Below are 16045 nucleotides of genomic sequence, written 5' to 3'. Positions count from 1 at the left end.
AGGCTGTCAAGGATTTCCGCGGAGGCGTAGCGGAAGCTACGTCGCACAAGGGAAGCCGCAGACTTACGCAGCCCTGGCGCAAAAGCCGTCGTTCTCCTATAAAGGCCCACCGTATTTGTATGCTACATCTTCCATCAACGCCAACCCTCCCCGATACCCGGCATAGGAACGATCGGCGATCAGCCGGTCATAGGCGGGAAAAGCAACGCTCACCTGCATGGCATTCAGCTCGTCGGTTGCAATATGCTTTTCAAGTGAGCTGGCCAGGACAAGCTGCAGGGTATGTTTCCGCAAAAGCAGGCGGATCTTGTGGGGATCGATCTCGAAATGCACTTCTGGCTTGACAGCGCTCTCAAGCCCTTCCGTCAGGTGACGAATAATGTCGGCGCGGAACTCTTCCGGAGGATCATCGGTTATAACGACCACTTCCGGCAGCCATCCCAGTTCATTGCTCCCGTACCTGGTGAGCCCGATGGCGGTACCGGTATCGGCGACAATGGCGGTATAGGCATGGGGAAGCGCCATCATGGCGATGTCGGCCATATTTTCGGTAAAACGGTAGGCCCGATGTTCCTCAGCGGCGATGACTTTTTCGACTCTGGTGCGTCTAAGCTGCAGCCGACGGGCGAGAAAGCGGAGAAAGGTAGAGGTGTCTTTCGGCCCAATCGGCACCGACGGGATGACCACATGGTGAGTACCGAATTTTTCTTCCAGCTTTCGGGCTGTGCTCACACCCGACCAAGCGGAAAAGACCAGGTTCAGCTCTGCCGAAGGAATACTTTTCAACGCCTCCAGACCCTCATTTTCAGTGAAGATCATGTTTGCCTGCACACCTATCTGCCCAAGCAGATCCTTGATTACCTGCAGGTTCCCCTTCCAGAACACGTGCTGGTACGGGACGATACCCAGCAGATTGACGCGCTTTCTCACCACTGGCTGCGGCGCCAGCAACTGGTCTATCACCGCTTCCAAATACTGCTCGTATCCCATGTAAGAGTTGCCGGCAAAGCCGGAGGTATTCACGTGAATAACCTGCGCGGTACCACGGAATTCCCTGACTGCGACTCCCGCATCGTCGCCGATAAGCGCCGGCACACAGCCGGAAATGACTGTATAGAGGTCGCCGCAGACTTGGCCGGTTGTGGTTCCGACCAGACCACGCAGTTTTTCCTCGCCGCCGGACAACGCATGATCCTCCGCCATGCAGGAACAAGGGGTGCTGATATTGCCGTTGGGACCGGCGCCCTTGAGACCGCCGGCAAGATTCTGTCCTGAGTTCCGGAACATGCCGCAGCCTGCCCCCGAATGCAGTATGGGCACGGCGCCAAAGGTGGCAAGAGTCGCCATATAGACCCCACCCGGTGCGCAGGAGAAGCGGGGCGCGTCAACACCCTCCGGGTAAGAAGGTTTATCTTTTGTTTTCAGTGGTGTAACGATACCCATCCTATACCCCCTTCTTCTTCGTATAGTGCAGTGGATTGGACTGTTCTTCGTAGTGACTTTTCGCCTCCCGGCTCCATTGAGGGCCGGACCGGATCAGGCATGGGAATGCTGCTTCCATCCCAGCAGAGCCCTTTCAATGATTGCAAAAATGCCGTTCAACGCCAGTCCCAACACGGAGATGGTGACGGTGGCGGCGAACAGTTGCGGGATCTGGAAGTTTATCTGGGCATTCCAGACCAGCCAACCAAGACCGCGGCTGGCGCCGATCATCTCGGCGGCAATCAGCATGAAGAATGCGGTACCCGACCCCATTTTCAGGCCGAGGAAAATACCGGGGGCCGCCGCTGGGAGAATGACCTTGAAAAACAGGGTGACGATCCCGGTCCCCATTGAACGGGCAGACTTGATCAGCAGTGGATCTATCTCCTTGACCCCGTTGATGGTATTGAACAGTATCGGCCAGATGCAGACCCAGAAGATCATCGCCCCTTTTGAAAGTTCGCCGATACCGAAGAGCATGATGAACAGGGGAAATAGAGAAAAAGGATTCAACTGGCCGAGGAAACGGAGTACGGGATTAATGAGGCGCTCCAGTGTCCTGAAACTTCCCCCCAGCAAAAAACCCAAGGGAATGGCTACCAGCGACGCGGCAAGGAAGCCTGAAGCAGTACGGCTTAGACTTACGCCCACGTGTCCAAGCAACTCGCCGCTGTTTAATATCTCCCAGAGAGTCTTCAGCACCACTGAGGGTGGGGCTATGAAGGTTTCCAGCAACCCGCCGGCACGGGGCACAAGTTCCCAGGCGACAAAGAAGATAAGGACTGAACTGCGGTTGAACCAGCTGGACCAGGACCACAGAGAAGGTTTTTCCGTATTTTTCCACATGTTGATGATCTCCTTTCAGGCCTTCCAGACCAAGACCTCATGCTTCCTTCCAGCGGACCACTCGTAACTCAAGCCAATGAAGACCATAATTGAGGGCCATTCCCAAGAGTGCAACGAGTACCGCTCCCAGATAGAGGCGGGGCATGATGAAGTTGACATTGGAGTTGTGGATCAGCCAGCCCAGGCCGGTGCTGGCTCCAATCATTTCAGCAGCTATCAGCATGAGGAAAGCGACCGTAGCCCCCAGACGAATTCCGGTAAAAATAGAAGGGAGGGCTCCCGGCAGCAGCACCTTGAAGAAGAGGAGCAGCCGCCCGCTCCCCATGGAGCGAGCCAGCTTGACGAAAAGAGGGTCCACCCCCCGGACCCCCGCAATGGTGGTAAACAGTATCGGCCAGAGGCAGGACCAGAAGATGATGCTGAATTTGGCCAATTCGCCAATGCCGAAGAACAGGACAAACAGCGGGAAGAGAGAAAATGCGTTGATCTCGCCCAGCAGTCTGAGCAGCGGCCCCAGAAAGCGGGTCAGCCGCGGGAACCACCCGGCGAGGATAAAACCCAGCGGAATAGCGACAATCAGGGCAAAGAACAGACCCTGCAAGGTCCGCTGCAGACTGATGGCAATATGAACCAGCAGTTCTCCCGAAGAAGCCAGCTTGGCGCCTTCTGTAATTATGGCCGTGGGCGCAGGAACGAACTGCGAGTCGATCCATTTCAGGCGTGGTGCAAGCTCCCACAAAACCAGCAGGGCAATCCCGACATAGTAATCCAGCAACCGGTTGTTGAGAGCCGCCAGCCAGGAAAGAATGCCGGCTACCTTTTGTCCATTTGCCTCATCAATTGCACGTTGCGATACCTTTTCAGCCCACCCGATCTCCTTTTTTCGGGGAAAAAGATAATTGCCGGTTTTTTCAGTTTGCGTATCACTCATACATGGTCCCCCTTTCGCTGCCCAAGTTTCACCGATGCCGCTTGCCCATGACCTGATCCTCTAAAAGGCGGCGTGGAAGGGTAGCGCTCGCCAGTGCCGAGCAAGTTGCCGCCATGATTTCCCCTTCCTGCTGCCGAAAAAAAGAGGCCAGGGAAAAAATCCCCGGCCTCCGGTTTATCCAGTGAGCCCCTGATGAATTAAACTTTTTAGTCTATCTTTTAAATAGATTAATACTGAAAAAAAGATTTGCTGTCAAGCAATTTTATATTTAGTCGATAGTTTTTATATATTTTTACTTGACGGTCACAGCCCCCCCTGCTAAATTGGCGGCAATCATGCTGGCTGCCCAGACAACTGGAGGTCGGAAAAGTCCTTTAAACGGATTTTCCGGCCTCTTTCTTTTTGTTCAAATTCAAAAATATTTTACGCCCATTAAGGAGTCTCGAACAGAAGCTGGTTTGATGGCCCCGGATGAGAACAATAGACACAGGGATAACTGAGCATATGGCGCCACTAACTCAGTGGCGAAAAAATCAAAGAGAGAGGTTATTTTATGAGCGACCAGATCAACTATCAGGCAGAAACCCTGGCTTTGCATGCAGGGCAAAAACCGGACTCCGCAACCAACGCCCGGGCAGTACCCATTTACCAGACCACTTCATTTGTTTTCAATGATTCCGATCATGCGGCACGATTGTTCGGATTGCAGGAATTCGGCAACATTTACACCCGTATAATGAACCCGACCAGCGATGTTTTCGAGCAGAGAGTAGCAGCATTGGAAGGTGGCGTCGCCGCATTGGCAGTGGCATCCGGTCAATCGGCCATAACTCTGGCCATTTTGACTCTGGCCCATGCCGGTGATGAGATCATCTCGGCCACCAGCCTCTACGGCGGCACCTATAATCTGTTTCACTACACACTGCCGCAGATGGGCATTACGGTCAGATTCGTGGATCCTGCAGACCCGGAGAATTTCCGCAAGGCAATCACTCCTAAAACCAGACTGATATATGGAGAAACTGTCGGCAACCCCAAGCTCGACACCCTTGACATCGAAAAGGTAGCGGCAATCGCCCATGAAAACGGCCTCCCGCTGATCATCGACAACACGATGCCCTCACCCTATCTGGTACAGCCACTGAAACACGGTGCCGATATCGTTGTCCATTCAGCCACCAAGTTTATCGGCGGACATGGCACATCGATCGGCGGTGTCATTGTGGATGGCGGCACCTTCAACTGGGGCAACGGAAAATTCCCTGAGCTTTCGGAACCGGACCCATCCTACCACGGGATTAATTTCTGGCAGGCCCTCGGCAACATAGCCTTTATTATCAAAGTGCGGGTACACCTCCTGCGCGACGTGGGGCCGGCTGTTTCCCCTTTCAATTCATTCCTTTTTCTGCTGGGTCTTGAGACCCTGCATCTGAGAATGGAACGTCACAGCACAAACGCTCTGGCTGTAGCCCAATTCCTTAAAAATCACCCCAAGGTAGCCTGGGTGAACTATCCCGGCCTTCCGGACAATCAGTCATACAAAATTGCCAGTAAGTATCATACACGCGGGTTGTTCGGCGCTATGGCAGGGTTCGGCATTAAAGGGGGAAGCATCGAGGACGGCAAGAAGTTTATTGACGCGCTGAAGCTGCACTCACTGCTGGCCAATATCGGCGATGCCAAATCCCTGGTCATCCATCCGGCATCAACCACCCATCAGCAGCTGACACCGGAAGAACAACTTTCCGCCGGTGTAACCCCGGACTTCATACGCCTTTCTGTCGGCATAGAAAACGTAGATGATCTGATAGCCGATCTGGATCAGGCCCTGGCAGCTGTCTAGGTAAATGATTCGACCAGAGATGCAACCGGGAACACCCCGGTTGCATTCTCAATCTATAACAACACCTGTCAGATATTCCACCCGTGCCTTCAAACCATGGGTTTCTCCAAGCAAGGCATGGTATTCACTCCGCATCTCGCAAAGGTATAGAAGCCCTTCTATCAGCGAGGAGAAATCTTGCTTTCCATTTTTGTAAAGTTCGAGTCTTATCGAATGAGCCAGTTCAGCCTTTGGAATAATTGATGTACGATAGCGTCGAGCCTGCTGGTAAAGGCTTTCCAAAGAAATTCTGACCACAGTGATGAATGCATCGGCTTCCACATCCAGGGAATCACTCCCATGCAAGCCTTCACCTGTGGGCTGAGTTTCCTGCCGTATCAATTGCTGAAACAAGTCCAGGAAACGACGGGACCTGTACGATTCCATCATGGTCCTGCTGTCGAAATCCGGCCGATACTCCTGAAGTGGTTGAAGGATGGGCACCGAATTCTCCGTAGGGGTGCCAGTCAAGACATTCAGGCGAATGCTGTAAATCTTCTCCCGTTTCTCCAGGAGTTGCAGATTGCCCGCAAGTTTTTCCCATTCCAGCTGTGCCTGCAGAGCCTGGCCCTGGTCCAGTTTTCCCTCGCCATAGAGACCGGTGGAGGTAAGCACCATGCGCCGCAGCAACTCCAGGCTCTGTTTAATCACTTCGATCCGGGCTCTGACCGAGGACAACTCGGCAAAAGTCATGCGGATCTCGGCCCGAAGCTGACCATAAGCTTCTTCTTTAAAATCGTCGGCATCAGGGTCGGTATCGCCCGGAAAAGAGACCGCCTCATGCACTCCGTTAAACTCGGCAACCCGGTCAGGTTCCAGCCCTTTTGCAATCCTGATCCGTTCGCCGACCCCATGGACGGTCGGTTTGTCGGCAACAGCCAGCGCAAACAGGTAACCCGTATCCCGCGGCAATTCCTCTGAGAATCCCGTAACCGGCTGCAGCAGGAAAGCGAGCACCAAGGCCGTGAAAACCGGCCACCTTACCCTTGACAAGTTATCCGACCGCTGGCGGACTGGATTTACGACTTTATTTTTCATCTGTTTTCCTTTTGCCCATTAATAGCAGCGTCCAAATGTGCATCAAAACAGCGAAAGACTCTCCGCGTTCCGATGGAGGGTTCAGCGCTCACTCTTTCCCGTAGAGATCCTGCTCAGCTTGCCACGACGGACAGTCTTCGGCATGGCGCTGGTGAATGATCCGCCCAATGAACGAATCGGGCTTTTTCCGCGCATGCCTGCAAAGCGGGCAATGGTGGCAGACAGCGGCTTTCAATCGTTTTCCGTCAATGATCTTCATGGCCCTCCTCACTTTTTTGTGGTCAGCTGCTCATCCCGTCCCTTGAGAATACCATGGAGAAGCTCAGCTGCACCCTGCACGAATCGTTCACAATAGGCATGGTGTTCAGGCGTTCCCCATTCCTGCTCCCGGGTGAGCCATCGGCAGCATACCTGGCCGAATCTTTTGCGGAAGGTATCATGCAGCTCGGCCGCCTGGGAGAAAAGAAGATCCACGGACTCGTCTGGCGTGGTCCGGCCCCGCACCGCTCCAAGCACCACCAGCGCTCCGGTAAGGGAGCCGCAACTGCATTTCGCCCCGCCGAAACCGGCGCCGAACACCGTGGCAATGCGCACGGCCGCCCCATCGAGGCCGAGCTGGAGGTCCTCATTGAATGCCTGCACGATCGCCTCCGAGCAAAACAGGCCGTTGCGAAACAGTTCCAGAGAATGTGTAACCGGGTCGTTCATAAATATCCCCCTTTAATATTATGACCTCTGTTTTAAAGAACAAACGGGTCAGGATCTTTGCCGCAAGAAACTTTTTTTAAAAAATTACTTGCATACTGCAACAATTATGCTTAACCTTATCTTACTTTCTGGAGGAAGCATGGAGTCACTCAGGGAAAACCTACAGTTGTTTACGCGCCGCTTCGGCCTTTTGAACTCCTCCTGCTGTGAAAGCTGCTGCGGCGAGCAGGTGTCGCTGGTGCAGAGCCACATTCTCTTCGAGATCCGCCGGATGGGTAACCCCGCCATGGTGCAGGTGGCCGATGAGCTTGGCATCGACCTCACCACCTTCAGCCGGCAGATCAGGACACTGGAAGGGAAAAAGCTCGTCATAAGACAGGTCTCCCCTGAAGACCGGCGAGTGAACCTACTTCGGCTGACTGCCGAAGGTGAACGGGTCTTGGACCAGATCGACCGGTACATGGCCGGCAAAATCGAGCAGATATTTTCGTTCATGTCCCCCTTCGAACGGGAAAGCGTCATCCGGTCCCTTGCCCTACTGAACGAGGCGGTGGCGAAAGCAGGCAGTTGCTGTACCATAACCGCAGACAAAGAAGTTGCATGTTGCAAGTAAAACTAAGGAGCACTACATGAGCGAACAGTTAAAGACGTGTGGAGAAATAAATGCCCCTTCGGCTGGATGCGGAACCCCGGCCGGTGAAACGGACAAGCCACCCTGCTGAGGTCCTCGTCCCCCCGCCGGCGGCGGGATTATTGACGAGACGGTCCCCGGATTCACCGGCTGGCTTGAGACCCAGGCCGGAAAGGTGCCGCAGATTTCTTCCGATCTTCGTTTCGACGACCTGATCGGCAGGTGGAAGGCCCGCTGGGGAATCGGCAGGATGTCCTACCTGGTCCCACCAGGGCTGTATGCCATCGGCCGGCCGACCGGCTCCGATCAGGTGGTGGTGACCGCCAACTACAAGATGAGCTTCGACATCGTCCGCAACGAATTGGCCGGGCGCAATGTCTGGCTTCTGGTGCTGGAAACCCACGGCATCAATGTCTGGTGCGCAGCGGGAAAAGGCACCTTCGGCACCGAAGAGTTGGTACACCGCCTGGAGGCGACCGGGCTGGCACGTATCGTGACCCATCGCCGGCTGCTGCTGCCGATCCTGGGAGCCCCAGGGGTTGCAGCACACCAGGTGGCCCAGCGAACCGGTTTTTCCATTGTCTACGCAACCATCAGGGCGTCTGACCTGCCGCGATTCCTGGATAACGGTCAAGTGACGACCCCCGACATGGGCAAACTGACCTTCTCCCTTTACGAGAGGCTGGTGCTGGTACCGGTGGAAGTAATGCACTCCCTGGTGCCGACCGCCGTCATCATCCTCTGCCTGTTTCTCTGCGGCACCCTTTTCGGCGGTGCCACCAGCGGTTTACAGGCAGCAATCGCCTACCTTGGGGCAACACTGGCCGGTCTCGTGGCCACCCCGCTTCTGCTCCCCTGGCTTCCGGGAAAAAGCTTTTCCATTAAGGGAACCGTAACGGGTGTGCTGTGGTGCATCCTGTGGTACTTTGCCGGAAACGGCGCCACCTGGGGCCTGCCGGCGACTATCGGCGCTTTCCTGGCGCTCCCCGCCGTCTCAGCTTTTTATGCCCTCAATTTTACCGGCTGTTCCACCTATACCTCCCGCACCGGCGTGAAACGGGAAATGCGCCGTGCTTTGCCGCTCATGGGAGGTGCCGTTGCCCTTGGTGTCCTGCTGTTCGTGGCAGGGAAGATTTGTGTAATCTGTTAGAAAAGGAGAAGACCATGAAAGGTTTCAGATACCTGCAAAACGCCACGACCCTCGAGCTGAACGAATCCGCCTGCATCGGCTGCGGCAGATGCCTTGAGGTTTGTCCGCACCAGGTCTTCACCCTTGCGGACAAAAGGGCACGCATGGCGGACCGGGATACCTGCATGGAATGCGGAGCCTGCCAAAGGAATTGTCCGGCCGATGCCATCCGGGTCGATGCCGGAGTAGGCTGTGCCAGCGGGATCATCAACGAATGGCTCAAGGACCACAATATCCGTCTCGGCGGCAGCGGCTGCTGTTAGGAGTGTCCGACAGACTCCTAGCAAACCACCATCCCCCATACCTCAAGGAGGAAACATGCTTTCCGAACAACACCAGAAAAAATATGCCGATTTTTATTACTCGGCCCGCAACAACGACATCCTCGATCCCAAGACCACGCTTCTCATCCACTTGGGAACGGCAATGGCCCTTGGCTGCTCTCCCTGAATGGATTACTACCTTGGCGTGGCCAAGGAACAGGGAATAACCGACCAGGAAATCGGCGCCGTCCAGGCGGTGGTCATGGCCGTATCGGCCGGTCGGGTCAATGCACAACTGCGGGAGGCGGAAAAGCGCTCGCGCAAGGAGGGAAAAGCCGGCTGCTCCTGCTGAAGACCTTTCCTGCACTGGGAGGTTATGGCGGGCAGCGCCGGGACCGAGCCGCCCGCCATAACCTCCACCTGATCTACTTCCCCGGTTTGGAGAGATAGTTGACTATCGCCGCTGCTTCAGCATCACTCACCTTTGCACCAGTTCTTCTCATGTCGACGATAACGCCATGCCACTGCCGCCGCGTTTTTTTCATGGCAATGACCGTTTTCACCTCGTGACAAGAGGTGCATCTCGACTCCAATAGTGCCCTGCCGTTCAGGTTTGCCCGCGCCTCCATGGCGGCAGCCACGGCAAGTGCCATGGTCACTGAAATTATTGCCTTACCGTTGATGACAAACACCTCCCCTTCATGCCGTGCCCATGTGCCAAAATGGATGGGCAAACGGATTAGTAATATGTTCAGATACCCTCGGCCTTGCCAACCTTGGCAGCCTCGTCAAGCTTCGCCAGCTCCCTCTCCCGAAGCCAGGTAAAGATCACTGGGGTAACGATGAGCACATGGAGAAGTGAAGAAACCATCCCTCCCAGCACCGGTGTTGCCAACGGCTTCATCACCTCGGCGCCGGTGCGGCTGCTCCAGAAGATGGGAACAAGTCCTGCCACAATGGTGGAGACCGTCATCAGCTTGGGTCTCAAGCGCAACAATGCACCTTCCATCACCGCTTCGTGCAGGCTCTCACGCGTCAGCCTGGAGTCTCTCTTCACAACCCGCTCCACCGCTTCCTCCAAATAGATGACCATAACCACGCCGGTCTGCACCGCGGTGCCGAACAGGGCGATGAATCCTACCCAGACCGCGACGGAAAAGTTGTAACCGGTGAAGTAGAGCAGATAGACGCCGCCGGTCAAGGCGAAAGGAACTGCAAGAATCACGTGGAGTGCCTCTTTGACCGAGCGATAGACCATTACCAGCAGCACGAAGATGATCAGAAGCACCAGGGGCACGACGAGCTGCAGGGTCTTCTTCGCCCGGATCTGGTTCTCGTACTGCCCGGACCATTCCAGGAAATAGCCGGTCGGAAGCTTCAGATTTTTCTCCAGAGCTGCCTTTGCTTCTTCGACAAAGCGCCCCGTGTCGCGTCCGCGAACGTTGAGAAACACAAGGGACCGGAGGAAAGAGTTTTCGGCATTGATCATGGAAGGGCCGGGAGCATAAGAGATCCTGGCAATCTGTCCAAGTTGTACCTGACCTCCCCCGGACAGCCCGCTCCCCATGGAGACAACAGGAACATTATCTCCTGCCGGGGAAGCAGAGTTGCTTCCCATAGGGGCTGACATCACCCCATCAGGCATTCCCGGCTGATAAGCAGTTACCGTTAGCGGAGCCGTTACCTGCCGCGGGATGAACGACTCCCGTGGAATCCGGATCCTGCGTATTGATTCTATCTCCTGCCGATGGTCCTTCAGAAACCGGACGCGAACGGGGAACCGTTCCCGTCCCTCGATGGTGTTGGTGACGACCACCCCGCCAAGTGCAGTCTCGACGGTTTCATTGACCGTTTCCACATTGAGCCCATATCTGGCAGCCGCCTCCCGGTCCACCTCGATCTCCAGATAGTCGCCGGCCTGTGTCTGCTCCGCAGCCACATCTGCAGCCCCTGGAATCTGTTTGATCAGTTCCGCAGCACGTTTAGAGAGTTCCGACAGGGTATCCTGGCTGTTGCCATAGATCTTCAGGCCGAGATCGGTTCTAACGCCGGTCGACAGCATGTTGATCCTGTTTATGATCGGCATTGTCCAGCCATTGACAACTCCGGGGATCTGCAATTTCCCGTTCAGCTCTCCGATCAGCTTTTCTGTCGTCATGCCGGGACGCCACTTTTCCTGGGGCTTCAGCAGAATGATAGTCTCGAACATGGAGAGGGGTGAGGGATCGGTGGCTGTATCTGCCCGGCCGACCTTGCCCAGAACGTACTCAACCTCGGGCGTTGCCTTGATAATCCGGTCCTGTATCGTTGCCAGGCGCTTTGCCTCGCTGATGGAAATGTTCGGCTGGGTGACCGGCATGAACAGCAGACTCCCTTCGTTGAGGGGGGGCATGAATTCATTGCCGATGCGAGTTCCAAGGAAAAGGGCCAGGGCAAAAAGAAGAGCCGCGGTAGTGACCGTCAACCGGCGGTGGGAAAGAGCCCATGAAAGCACCGGCCTGTACACATTCATCAGGGTGTTCATCAGCCTGTTCTCTTCTTCCCTGTGCAGCCTGCCCCTGATCAGCAGCGAACAGAGCACGGGCACGAGCGTCACTGCCAGGATGGATGAGCCGATCATGGCAAAGGTCTTGGTTGAAGCAAGGGGATGGAACATTTTCCCTTCAATTCCGGTCAGGGCGAAAACAGGAACGAAGGCGAGTATGATGATGGCCATAGCAAAAAAGATCGGCCGGCCAACTTGATGTGCGGCCTTTTCGGTGATCTTGAGAATATCCTTCTCGTACCCTGGGCCGTGCTGGCTTGCCTGTCGTATGACATTCTCGGCCATGACGATTCCCGCATCGACCAGCACCCCGATGGCGATGGCAATCCCACCCAGGCTCATGATGTTGGAGTTGATCCCCGTATAGTACATGCCGATGAAGGAGCAGAGAACCGCAAGGGGCAGCGGAGCGGTCACAATCAGTATTGAGCGGAAATGCCACAGGAAAAGGATGTGCACCAGCGTAACCAGCAGGATTTCTTGCACAAGCGCATGTTTAAGCGTCTCGGTCGCCCGGTCTATGAGGTTGCTCCTGTCGTAGGCAGTTACGATGGAAACTCCCTCGGGCAACCCCTTTTCCAGACTTTCAAGCTTTGACTTTATCCGGCTGATGACTGCCTTGGCGTTTTCACCGGACCGCATGACCACGATGCCGCCGACAACTTCCCCCTCGCCGTTCTCATCGAGCACCCCGCGCCGGCTGCCGCCTCCGACCTGAACAACACCCAGATTCTTCACACAAACCGGCACACCCGAAACCGAGGTGGCAACGACTATATTCTCGATATCTTCCTTGCTCCGCAGATATCCTGAACCCTGTACCTGGTACTCAGCCGAATTTTTTTCGACGACATCACCACCTACGACGTTGTTGGACATGGATACCGCCCGAACCACCGACTGAACCGGCACCCTGTAAGCAATCAGTTTCACCGGATCCAGGTCTATCTGGTACTGCTTGACGAAGCCTCCCACCGAAGCTACCTCCGCCACGCCCGATACCGTTTCAAGGGAACTCCGAAGATGCCAGTCCTGGAGAGCCCTCAGTTCGGCCAGATTATGGCGACGGCTCTTGATAACATACCAGTAGACATGCCCCACACCGGTGCCATCCGGGCCAAGAACGGGAGTGACTCCCTTCGGCAGGCGACTGGCCATTTGTGAGAGGCGTTCCAGAACCCGTGTCCGCGCCCGGTTGAGATCGACGCGGTCTTCGAATATGAGATAGATCATCGATGTGCCGAACATGGTCGATGAGCGGACCGACCGAACATGGGGCAGCCCCCGGAGATTGCTGGCAAGGGGATAGGTAACCTGGTCCTCGATGATTTTGGGCGAACGGCCTTCCCACATGGTATAGACGATCAACTGATTGTCCGAGAGATCGGGTATGGCATCAACCGGCGTGCGCACAAGGGCCAGGCAGCCGAAAATAAGGAGCAGGAATGCACAAAGGATCGTAAGGGAGCGATTATTCAGGCAGGCAGAAATGACTCTGGAGATCATTGGCGCCTACTCTCGCCAGGGGCGCCGGATTGCACGGCATTCAGCCGGCTCTCCGCATCAATCAGAAAACCGCCGGAGGCTGCCACCGATTCACCGCCGGAAAGGCCTGAAATCACCTGGTAGTATCCGTCTCCCTTACGCCCGAGCGTGACATTCCTTGGCAAAAATTTACCGGGGGCACTTTCCACCCATACCATGGACCGGTCGCCGCTGAAGATCGCTGCTCCCTCGGGGACCGCCAGCTCTTTGATCTTGCGCCCTTTGAGTATGACCTTGACGAACATCTCGGGTTTCAAAAGCCCTGCCCTGTTATCAAGATCAACTCGCACCTTCAAGGTACGCGTCTCCGGATTGACAACCGGGTCTACAAAAGCCACCCTCCCCTGAAAGACCTTTCCGGGAAATGCCTCGGTAGTCACCAGGGCAGGTGTGCCTGTCTCTATCCTGCCCAAGTCATTTTCATACAGTTCGGCAAATATCCAGACACCGGACAGGGATCCGACAGAAAAAAGTGGTGATCCCTCGTTCACATACTGGCCGGTTGTCACCAGGCGTTCCGTGACCACTCCTGTAACAGGCGACTTGATGGAAACAACCTTTTTCGGCTGGCGGCTCCGTTCAAGTTCGGCAATCTGCTGATCGGACACCCCCCACACTTTCAGCCGTGAACGTGAAGCGTCACGCAACCCTTCCATCATTGATCGCGATTCGGGCAGAGGGCTTTCCTTTGCCCGCTCGGCCCCGTCGATTGCAAGAAGGTATTCCTTCTGGGCCGATATGAGATCTGGTGAGTAGATGTCCAGCAGCGGTTCCCCTGCGCGAACCCGGGCACCGGTAAAATTAACATCAAGCCGCTCTACGCGGCCCTGTACCCGTGAGGAAACCCTGTTCAACCGCCGCTCGTCCCACGATACCCTGCCGGCTGCTACAGTCTCGGTGGAAAATTCCCGCTGGGCAACCTGGGCGGTCGCCACATTGGCCAAGATCTGCTGTTGGGAACTTAGAGTCACACCAGGCGGTGTCTGCCCGGAATCGGCACTCTTTTTCTCCGACGCAGCCCCCTCCTTCAGAACGAGGTTCATGCCGCAGATGGGGCAGGCAGAAGGACGAGGGGTAGTGACGAAGGGATGCATGGGGCAGAGGTAAGTGACGGCCGGTGCTGCTTTCAACTTTTCCTTGCCGCCGTCACGGGGTACAGCGGCCTTCCTGGCAGCCGGGACAGCCAGATACACAATGGCTGCCCCAATGATCAACACGGCGATGACCGCAGCTGCAAGCCGGATTTTGATAGTTTCGTTCGCCAGATCAGTTCCCAGTTTCATCTCATACCTCGAAGTCGGCCAAGGCTCCAGATTTTCCCCATTTTTCGCCAAGGCAGAGCCAGCCGACAGCACACTATATTTAAACCCACCAGCGTTTGACGATCATCCTGCCATGCCGCCACAGCGGGGGCAGCCTTGCATGGAGAGGGGCTGTTCGAGACGGCAGGAAGCGAGCAGCTTGCCGTCACGGAAAATCTCGCCGGCCGGGCCGTCGGCCGCGATGGTCCCGTCCTTGAGGACGATGATCCGCTCGCAAAGGGTGGCAACCAGATCCAGGTCGTGGGTGACGATGATTCTCGTGTGTTCGAATTCCCGCACCAGAGAGATCAGTTGCCGGCGGGCAAAGGGATCGAGGCCGGTGGTCGGCTCATCCATGACGAGAATAGCCGGTTCCATGGAAAGGACCGTGGCAATTGCAACCCGCCTCTTTTCCCCGCCGGAGAGGTGATAGGGGGGCTTCCCCTTCAGGTGCCCGGCTCCCACCTTCTCAAGCGCCGCAGTCACCCGCCGCTCCACCTCGTAGTCTGGAAAACCCAGGTTCCGCGGGCCGAAGGCGACGTCGTCGTACACCGTCGGCATGAAGAGCTGGTCGTCGGGGTCCTGGAAGACCATTCCCACGGTGCGGCGGATTTCCCGCACCGTCTCGTCATTCATGGGAAAGTCCCCAATGCGCACCGTTCCCGAGGTGGGGGCGAGATAACCGTTGAGATGGAGGAGCAGCGTCGATTTACCAGCACCGTTTGCGCCGACCACCGCCACCGACTCCCCATGGCAAATACGGAAGGATATGCCGCGCAGTGCCGGCGTGCCGTCCGGATAGTGGTGAACAAGCTCTGACACTTCCACAAGATGATGACTCACGGCAGCCCTCCGGTGACGATGCTCCCCACAAGAAAGGGAAGATTCCAGAGGCGGCATGCGACGAAGAAAAGAGACCACCCCGCCACGTAGCCCGCCTCCCGCCGACCGAATTCCTGCCGCTTGTGCACGTGAAACCTTCCATGGAACCCCCGGGAAAGCATGGCCAGGTGAATCCGCCGGGCACGGTCGAAGGTCCGCAGCAACAGGTGTCCCACCAGCGACCCGAATACTTTCGCCTTCATGTTACCGCCATGCAATGCCCGTAGTTCCCATGCCCGCACCATTCTCAGCCCTTCCTCGCCCAGGACGAAAATGTACCGGTAGAGGAAGAGGAGTTGCACGGCAAAGGGGCGCGGCATTCCCAGTCGCTCCAGGGAAGCGCAGATGTCGTTGAAGCCGGTTGTGGCAATGAGCAGCAGCACCACCCCCAGTGTGAGAACGAAACGCAGCAGGATGGATATGAAGGACAGGCATCCGCCGGAGATGGGAACGGTGCCGATGGTGACGATTACCTGGCGGTCGAAGAGCGGATTGAGTCCCCCTGCCAGAAGGGCAAAGGGCAAAAATAACAGGAGCCGTGGGTAAATGTGGGCCGGGGAAATATTTCCCAGGGCAGCAATCGCAATCGGGAAAAGCAGGTACGGGAGCAGCGCCGCCACTTCGTATCGATCGAAAGAGAGCAGGCAGACGAGAAAGACGAGCACGGTGATCAGCTTGGCGCGCGAGTCGAGACGATGGACCGGCGAATCCATGCCTCCAAGCAGGTCCAGCTGTTTCAGATCGGCCAAATGTTTTTCGAGGCGCAACATGGTGCCCATGTCTGTCATTCTCCCATAAGGTG

The 16045-nt window shown here is 56.1% G+C and carries 17 protein-coding genes; 6 read left to right on the top strand and 11 right to left on the bottom strand.

Translation table 11 applies throughout. The features are described from left to right. Positions 1–96: 96 nt before the first annotated feature. The 3 genes from GEOB_RS12355 to GEOB_RS12345 all read right to left on the bottom strand — a co-directional run bounded on the left by GEOB_RS12355 (position 97) and on the right by GEOB_RS12345 (position 3259). Complete coding sequence (locus GEOB_RS12355) at positions 97–1443, bottom strand: nitrogenase component 1 (RefSeq protein ID WP_012647573.1); 1347 nt, start codon at positions 1441–1443, stop codon at positions 97–99. A 93-nt stretch (positions 1444–1536) separates the two neighbouring features. Then, a complete protein-coding gene (locus GEOB_RS12350) occupies positions 1537–2328 on the bottom strand; it encodes an ABC transporter permease (RefSeq protein WP_012647572.1) in 792 nt (263 codons plus the stop codon). A gap of 37 nt (positions 2329–2365) precedes the next feature. Continuing rightward, entirely contained in the window at positions 2366–3259 is an 894-nt protein-coding gene (locus GEOB_RS12345) for an ABC transporter permease (protein WP_012647571.1), read from the bottom strand. Positions 3260–3812: 553 nt separating this feature from the next. Between GEOB_RS12345 and GEOB_RS12340 the strand changes: the two genes are divergently transcribed. After that, complete coding sequence (locus tag GEOB_RS12340; protein ID WP_012647570.1) at positions 3813–5102, top strand: O-acetylhomoserine aminocarboxypropyltransferase/cysteine synthase family protein; 1290 nt, start codon at positions 3813–3815, stop codon at positions 5100–5102. Positions 5103–5150: 48 nt separating this feature from the next. On the opposite strand, the gene GEOB_RS12335 is transcribed toward GEOB_RS12340, so the two are convergent. The 3 genes from GEOB_RS12335 to GEOB_RS12330 all read right to left on the bottom strand — a co-directional run bounded on the left by GEOB_RS12335 (position 5151) and on the right by GEOB_RS12330 (position 6887). Beyond that, positions 5151–6179 (bottom strand): TolC family protein, encoded by a 1029-nt coding sequence (locus GEOB_RS12335; RefSeq protein WP_012647569.1) that lies wholly within the window; start codon positions 6177–6179, stop codon positions 5151–5153. Between the two features lie 88 nt (positions 6180–6267). Continuing rightward, on the bottom strand, positions 6268–6438 hold the full coding sequence (locus GEOB_RS20140; protein ID WP_012647568.1) for a hypothetical protein: 171 nt from the start codon (positions 6436–6438) through the stop codon (positions 6268–6270). Between the two features lie 8 nt (positions 6439–6446). Beyond that, positions 6447–6887 carry a C-GCAxxG-C-C family protein gene (locus tag GEOB_RS12330; protein WP_012647567.1) on the bottom strand — a complete coding sequence of 147 codons (441 nt, stop codon included), beginning with the start codon at positions 6885–6887 and terminating at the stop codon, positions 6447–6449. Between the two features lie 139 nt (positions 6888–7026). Between GEOB_RS12330 and GEOB_RS12325 the strand changes: the two genes are divergently transcribed. The 5 genes from GEOB_RS12325 to GEOB_RS20330 are packed head-to-tail and all read left to right on the top strand — an operon-like array spanning position 7027 to position 9322. Beyond that, the gene (locus GEOB_RS12325) at positions 7027–7500 is read left to right on the top strand and encodes a MarR family winged helix-turn-helix transcriptional regulator (RefSeq protein WP_012647566.1); all 474 of its coding nucleotides are present in this window, start codon (positions 7027–7029) and stop codon (positions 7498–7500) included. A gap of 16 nt (positions 7501–7516) precedes the next feature. Beyond that, positions 7517–8668: a mercury methylation corrinoid protein HgcA gene (gene hgcA / locus GEOB_RS12320; RefSeq protein ID WP_407638358.1), complete on the top strand. Its 1152-nt coding sequence runs from the start codon at positions 7517–7519 to the stop codon at positions 8666–8668. Between the two features lie 14 nt (positions 8669–8682). After that, complete coding sequence (gene hgcB, locus GEOB_RS12315) at positions 8683–8970, top strand: mercury methylation ferredoxin HgcB (protein WP_012647564.1); 288 nt, start codon at positions 8683–8685, stop codon at positions 8968–8970. Positions 8971–9025: 55 nt separating this feature from the next. Continuing rightward, entirely contained in the window at positions 9026–9157 is a 132-nt protein-coding gene (locus GEOB_RS20445) for a hypothetical protein (RefSeq protein ID WP_012647563.1), read from the top strand. After that, on the top strand, positions 9158–9322 hold the full coding sequence (locus GEOB_RS20330; protein ID WP_012647562.1) for a hypothetical protein: 165 nt from the start codon (positions 9158–9160) through the stop codon (positions 9320–9322). It begins immediately after the preceding gene. A gap of 73 nt (positions 9323–9395) precedes the next feature. Here the strand turns inward: GEOB_RS20330 and GEOB_RS12310 are convergent, their stop codons facing one another. The 5 genes from GEOB_RS12310 to cbiQ form a co-directional block, all read right to left on the bottom strand. Further along, on the bottom strand, positions 9396–9662 hold the full coding sequence (locus GEOB_RS12310) for a hypothetical protein (RefSeq protein WP_012647561.1): 267 nt from the start codon (positions 9660–9662) through the stop codon (positions 9396–9398). A 59-nt stretch (positions 9663–9721) separates the two neighbouring features. Next, positions 9722–13021, bottom strand: a complete 3300-nt coding sequence (locus tag GEOB_RS12305; protein ID WP_012647560.1) for an efflux RND transporter permease subunit — start codon at positions 13019–13021, stop codon at positions 9722–9724. After that, positions 13018–14343, bottom strand: a complete 1326-nt coding sequence (locus GEOB_RS12300) for an efflux RND transporter periplasmic adaptor subunit (RefSeq protein WP_012647559.1) — start codon at positions 14341–14343, stop codon at positions 13018–13020. The genes GEOB_RS12305 and GEOB_RS12300 overlap by 4 nt, the downstream gene beginning before the upstream one ends. Positions 14344–14445: 102 nt before the next feature. After that, a complete protein-coding gene (locus GEOB_RS12295; protein ID WP_012647558.1) occupies positions 14446–15204 on the bottom strand; it encodes an energy-coupling factor ABC transporter ATP-binding protein in 759 nt (252 codons plus the stop codon). Beyond that, the gene (gene cbiQ, locus GEOB_RS12290) at positions 15201–16022 is read right to left on the bottom strand and encodes a cobalt ECF transporter T component CbiQ (protein WP_012647557.1); all 822 of its coding nucleotides are present in this window, start codon (positions 16020–16022) and stop codon (positions 15201–15203) included. Before cbiQ ends, GEOB_RS12295 begins: the two co-directional genes overlap by 4 nt. Positions 16023–16045: the final 23 nt, after the last annotated feature.

The sequence above is a fragment of the Geotalea daltonii FRC-32 genome (assembly GCF_000022265.1).
In the GTDB taxonomy this organism is placed as follows: domain Bacteria; phylum Desulfobacterota; class Desulfuromonadia; order Geobacterales; family Geobacteraceae; genus Geotalea; species Geotalea daltonii.
Note: the sequence above shows the minus strand (reverse complement) of the source record. Positions and strands in the feature narration are given on the sequence as shown.

Coding starts and splice junctions, on each gene's coding strand:
- GEOB_RS12355 (WP_012647573.1), bottom strand. CDS start 1,443: ATGGGTATCGTTACACCACTGAAAACAAAAGATAAACCTTCTTACCCG.
- GEOB_RS12350 (WP_012647572.1), bottom strand. CDS start 2,328: ATGTGGAAAAATACGGAAAAACCTTCTCTGTGGTCCTGGTCCAGCTGG.
- GEOB_RS12345 (WP_012647571.1), bottom strand. CDS start 3,259: ATGAGTGATACGCAAACTGAAAAAACCGGCAATTATCTTTTTCCCCGA.
- GEOB_RS12340 (WP_012647570.1), top strand. CDS start 3,813: ATGAGCGACCAGATCAACTATCAGGCAGAAACCCTGGCTTTGCATGCA.
- GEOB_RS12335 (WP_012647569.1), bottom strand. CDS start 6,179: ATGAAAAATAAAGTCGTAAATCCAGTCCGCCAGCGGTCGGATAACTTG.
- GEOB_RS20140 (WP_012647568.1), bottom strand. CDS start 6,438: ATGAAGATCATTGACGGAAAACGATTGAAAGCCGCTGTCTGCCACCAT.
- GEOB_RS12330 (WP_012647567.1), bottom strand. CDS start 6,887: ATGAACGACCCGGTTACACATTCTCTGGAACTGTTTCGCAACGGCCTG.
- GEOB_RS12325 (WP_012647566.1), top strand. CDS start 7,027: ATGGAGTCACTCAGGGAAAACCTACAGTTGTTTACGCGCCGCTTCGGC.
- hgcB (WP_012647564.1), top strand. CDS start 8,683: ATGAAAGGTTTCAGATACCTGCAAAACGCCACGACCCTCGAGCTGAAC.
- GEOB_RS20445 (WP_012647563.1), top strand. CDS start 9,026: ATGCTTTCCGAACAACACCAGAAAAAATATGCCGATTTTTATTACTCG.
- GEOB_RS20330 (WP_012647562.1), top strand. CDS start 9,158: ATGGATTACTACCTTGGCGTGGCCAAGGAACAGGGAATAACCGACCAG.
- GEOB_RS12305 (WP_012647560.1), bottom strand. CDS start 13,021: ATGATCTCCAGAGTCATTTCTGCCTGCCTGAATAATCGCTCCCTTACG.
- GEOB_RS12300 (WP_012647559.1), bottom strand. CDS start 14,343: ATGAAACTGGGAACTGATCTGGCGAACGAAACTATCAAAATCCGGCTT.
- cbiQ (WP_012647557.1), bottom strand. CDS start 16,022: ATGGGCACCATGTTGCGCCTCGAAAAACATTTGGCCGATCTGAAACAG.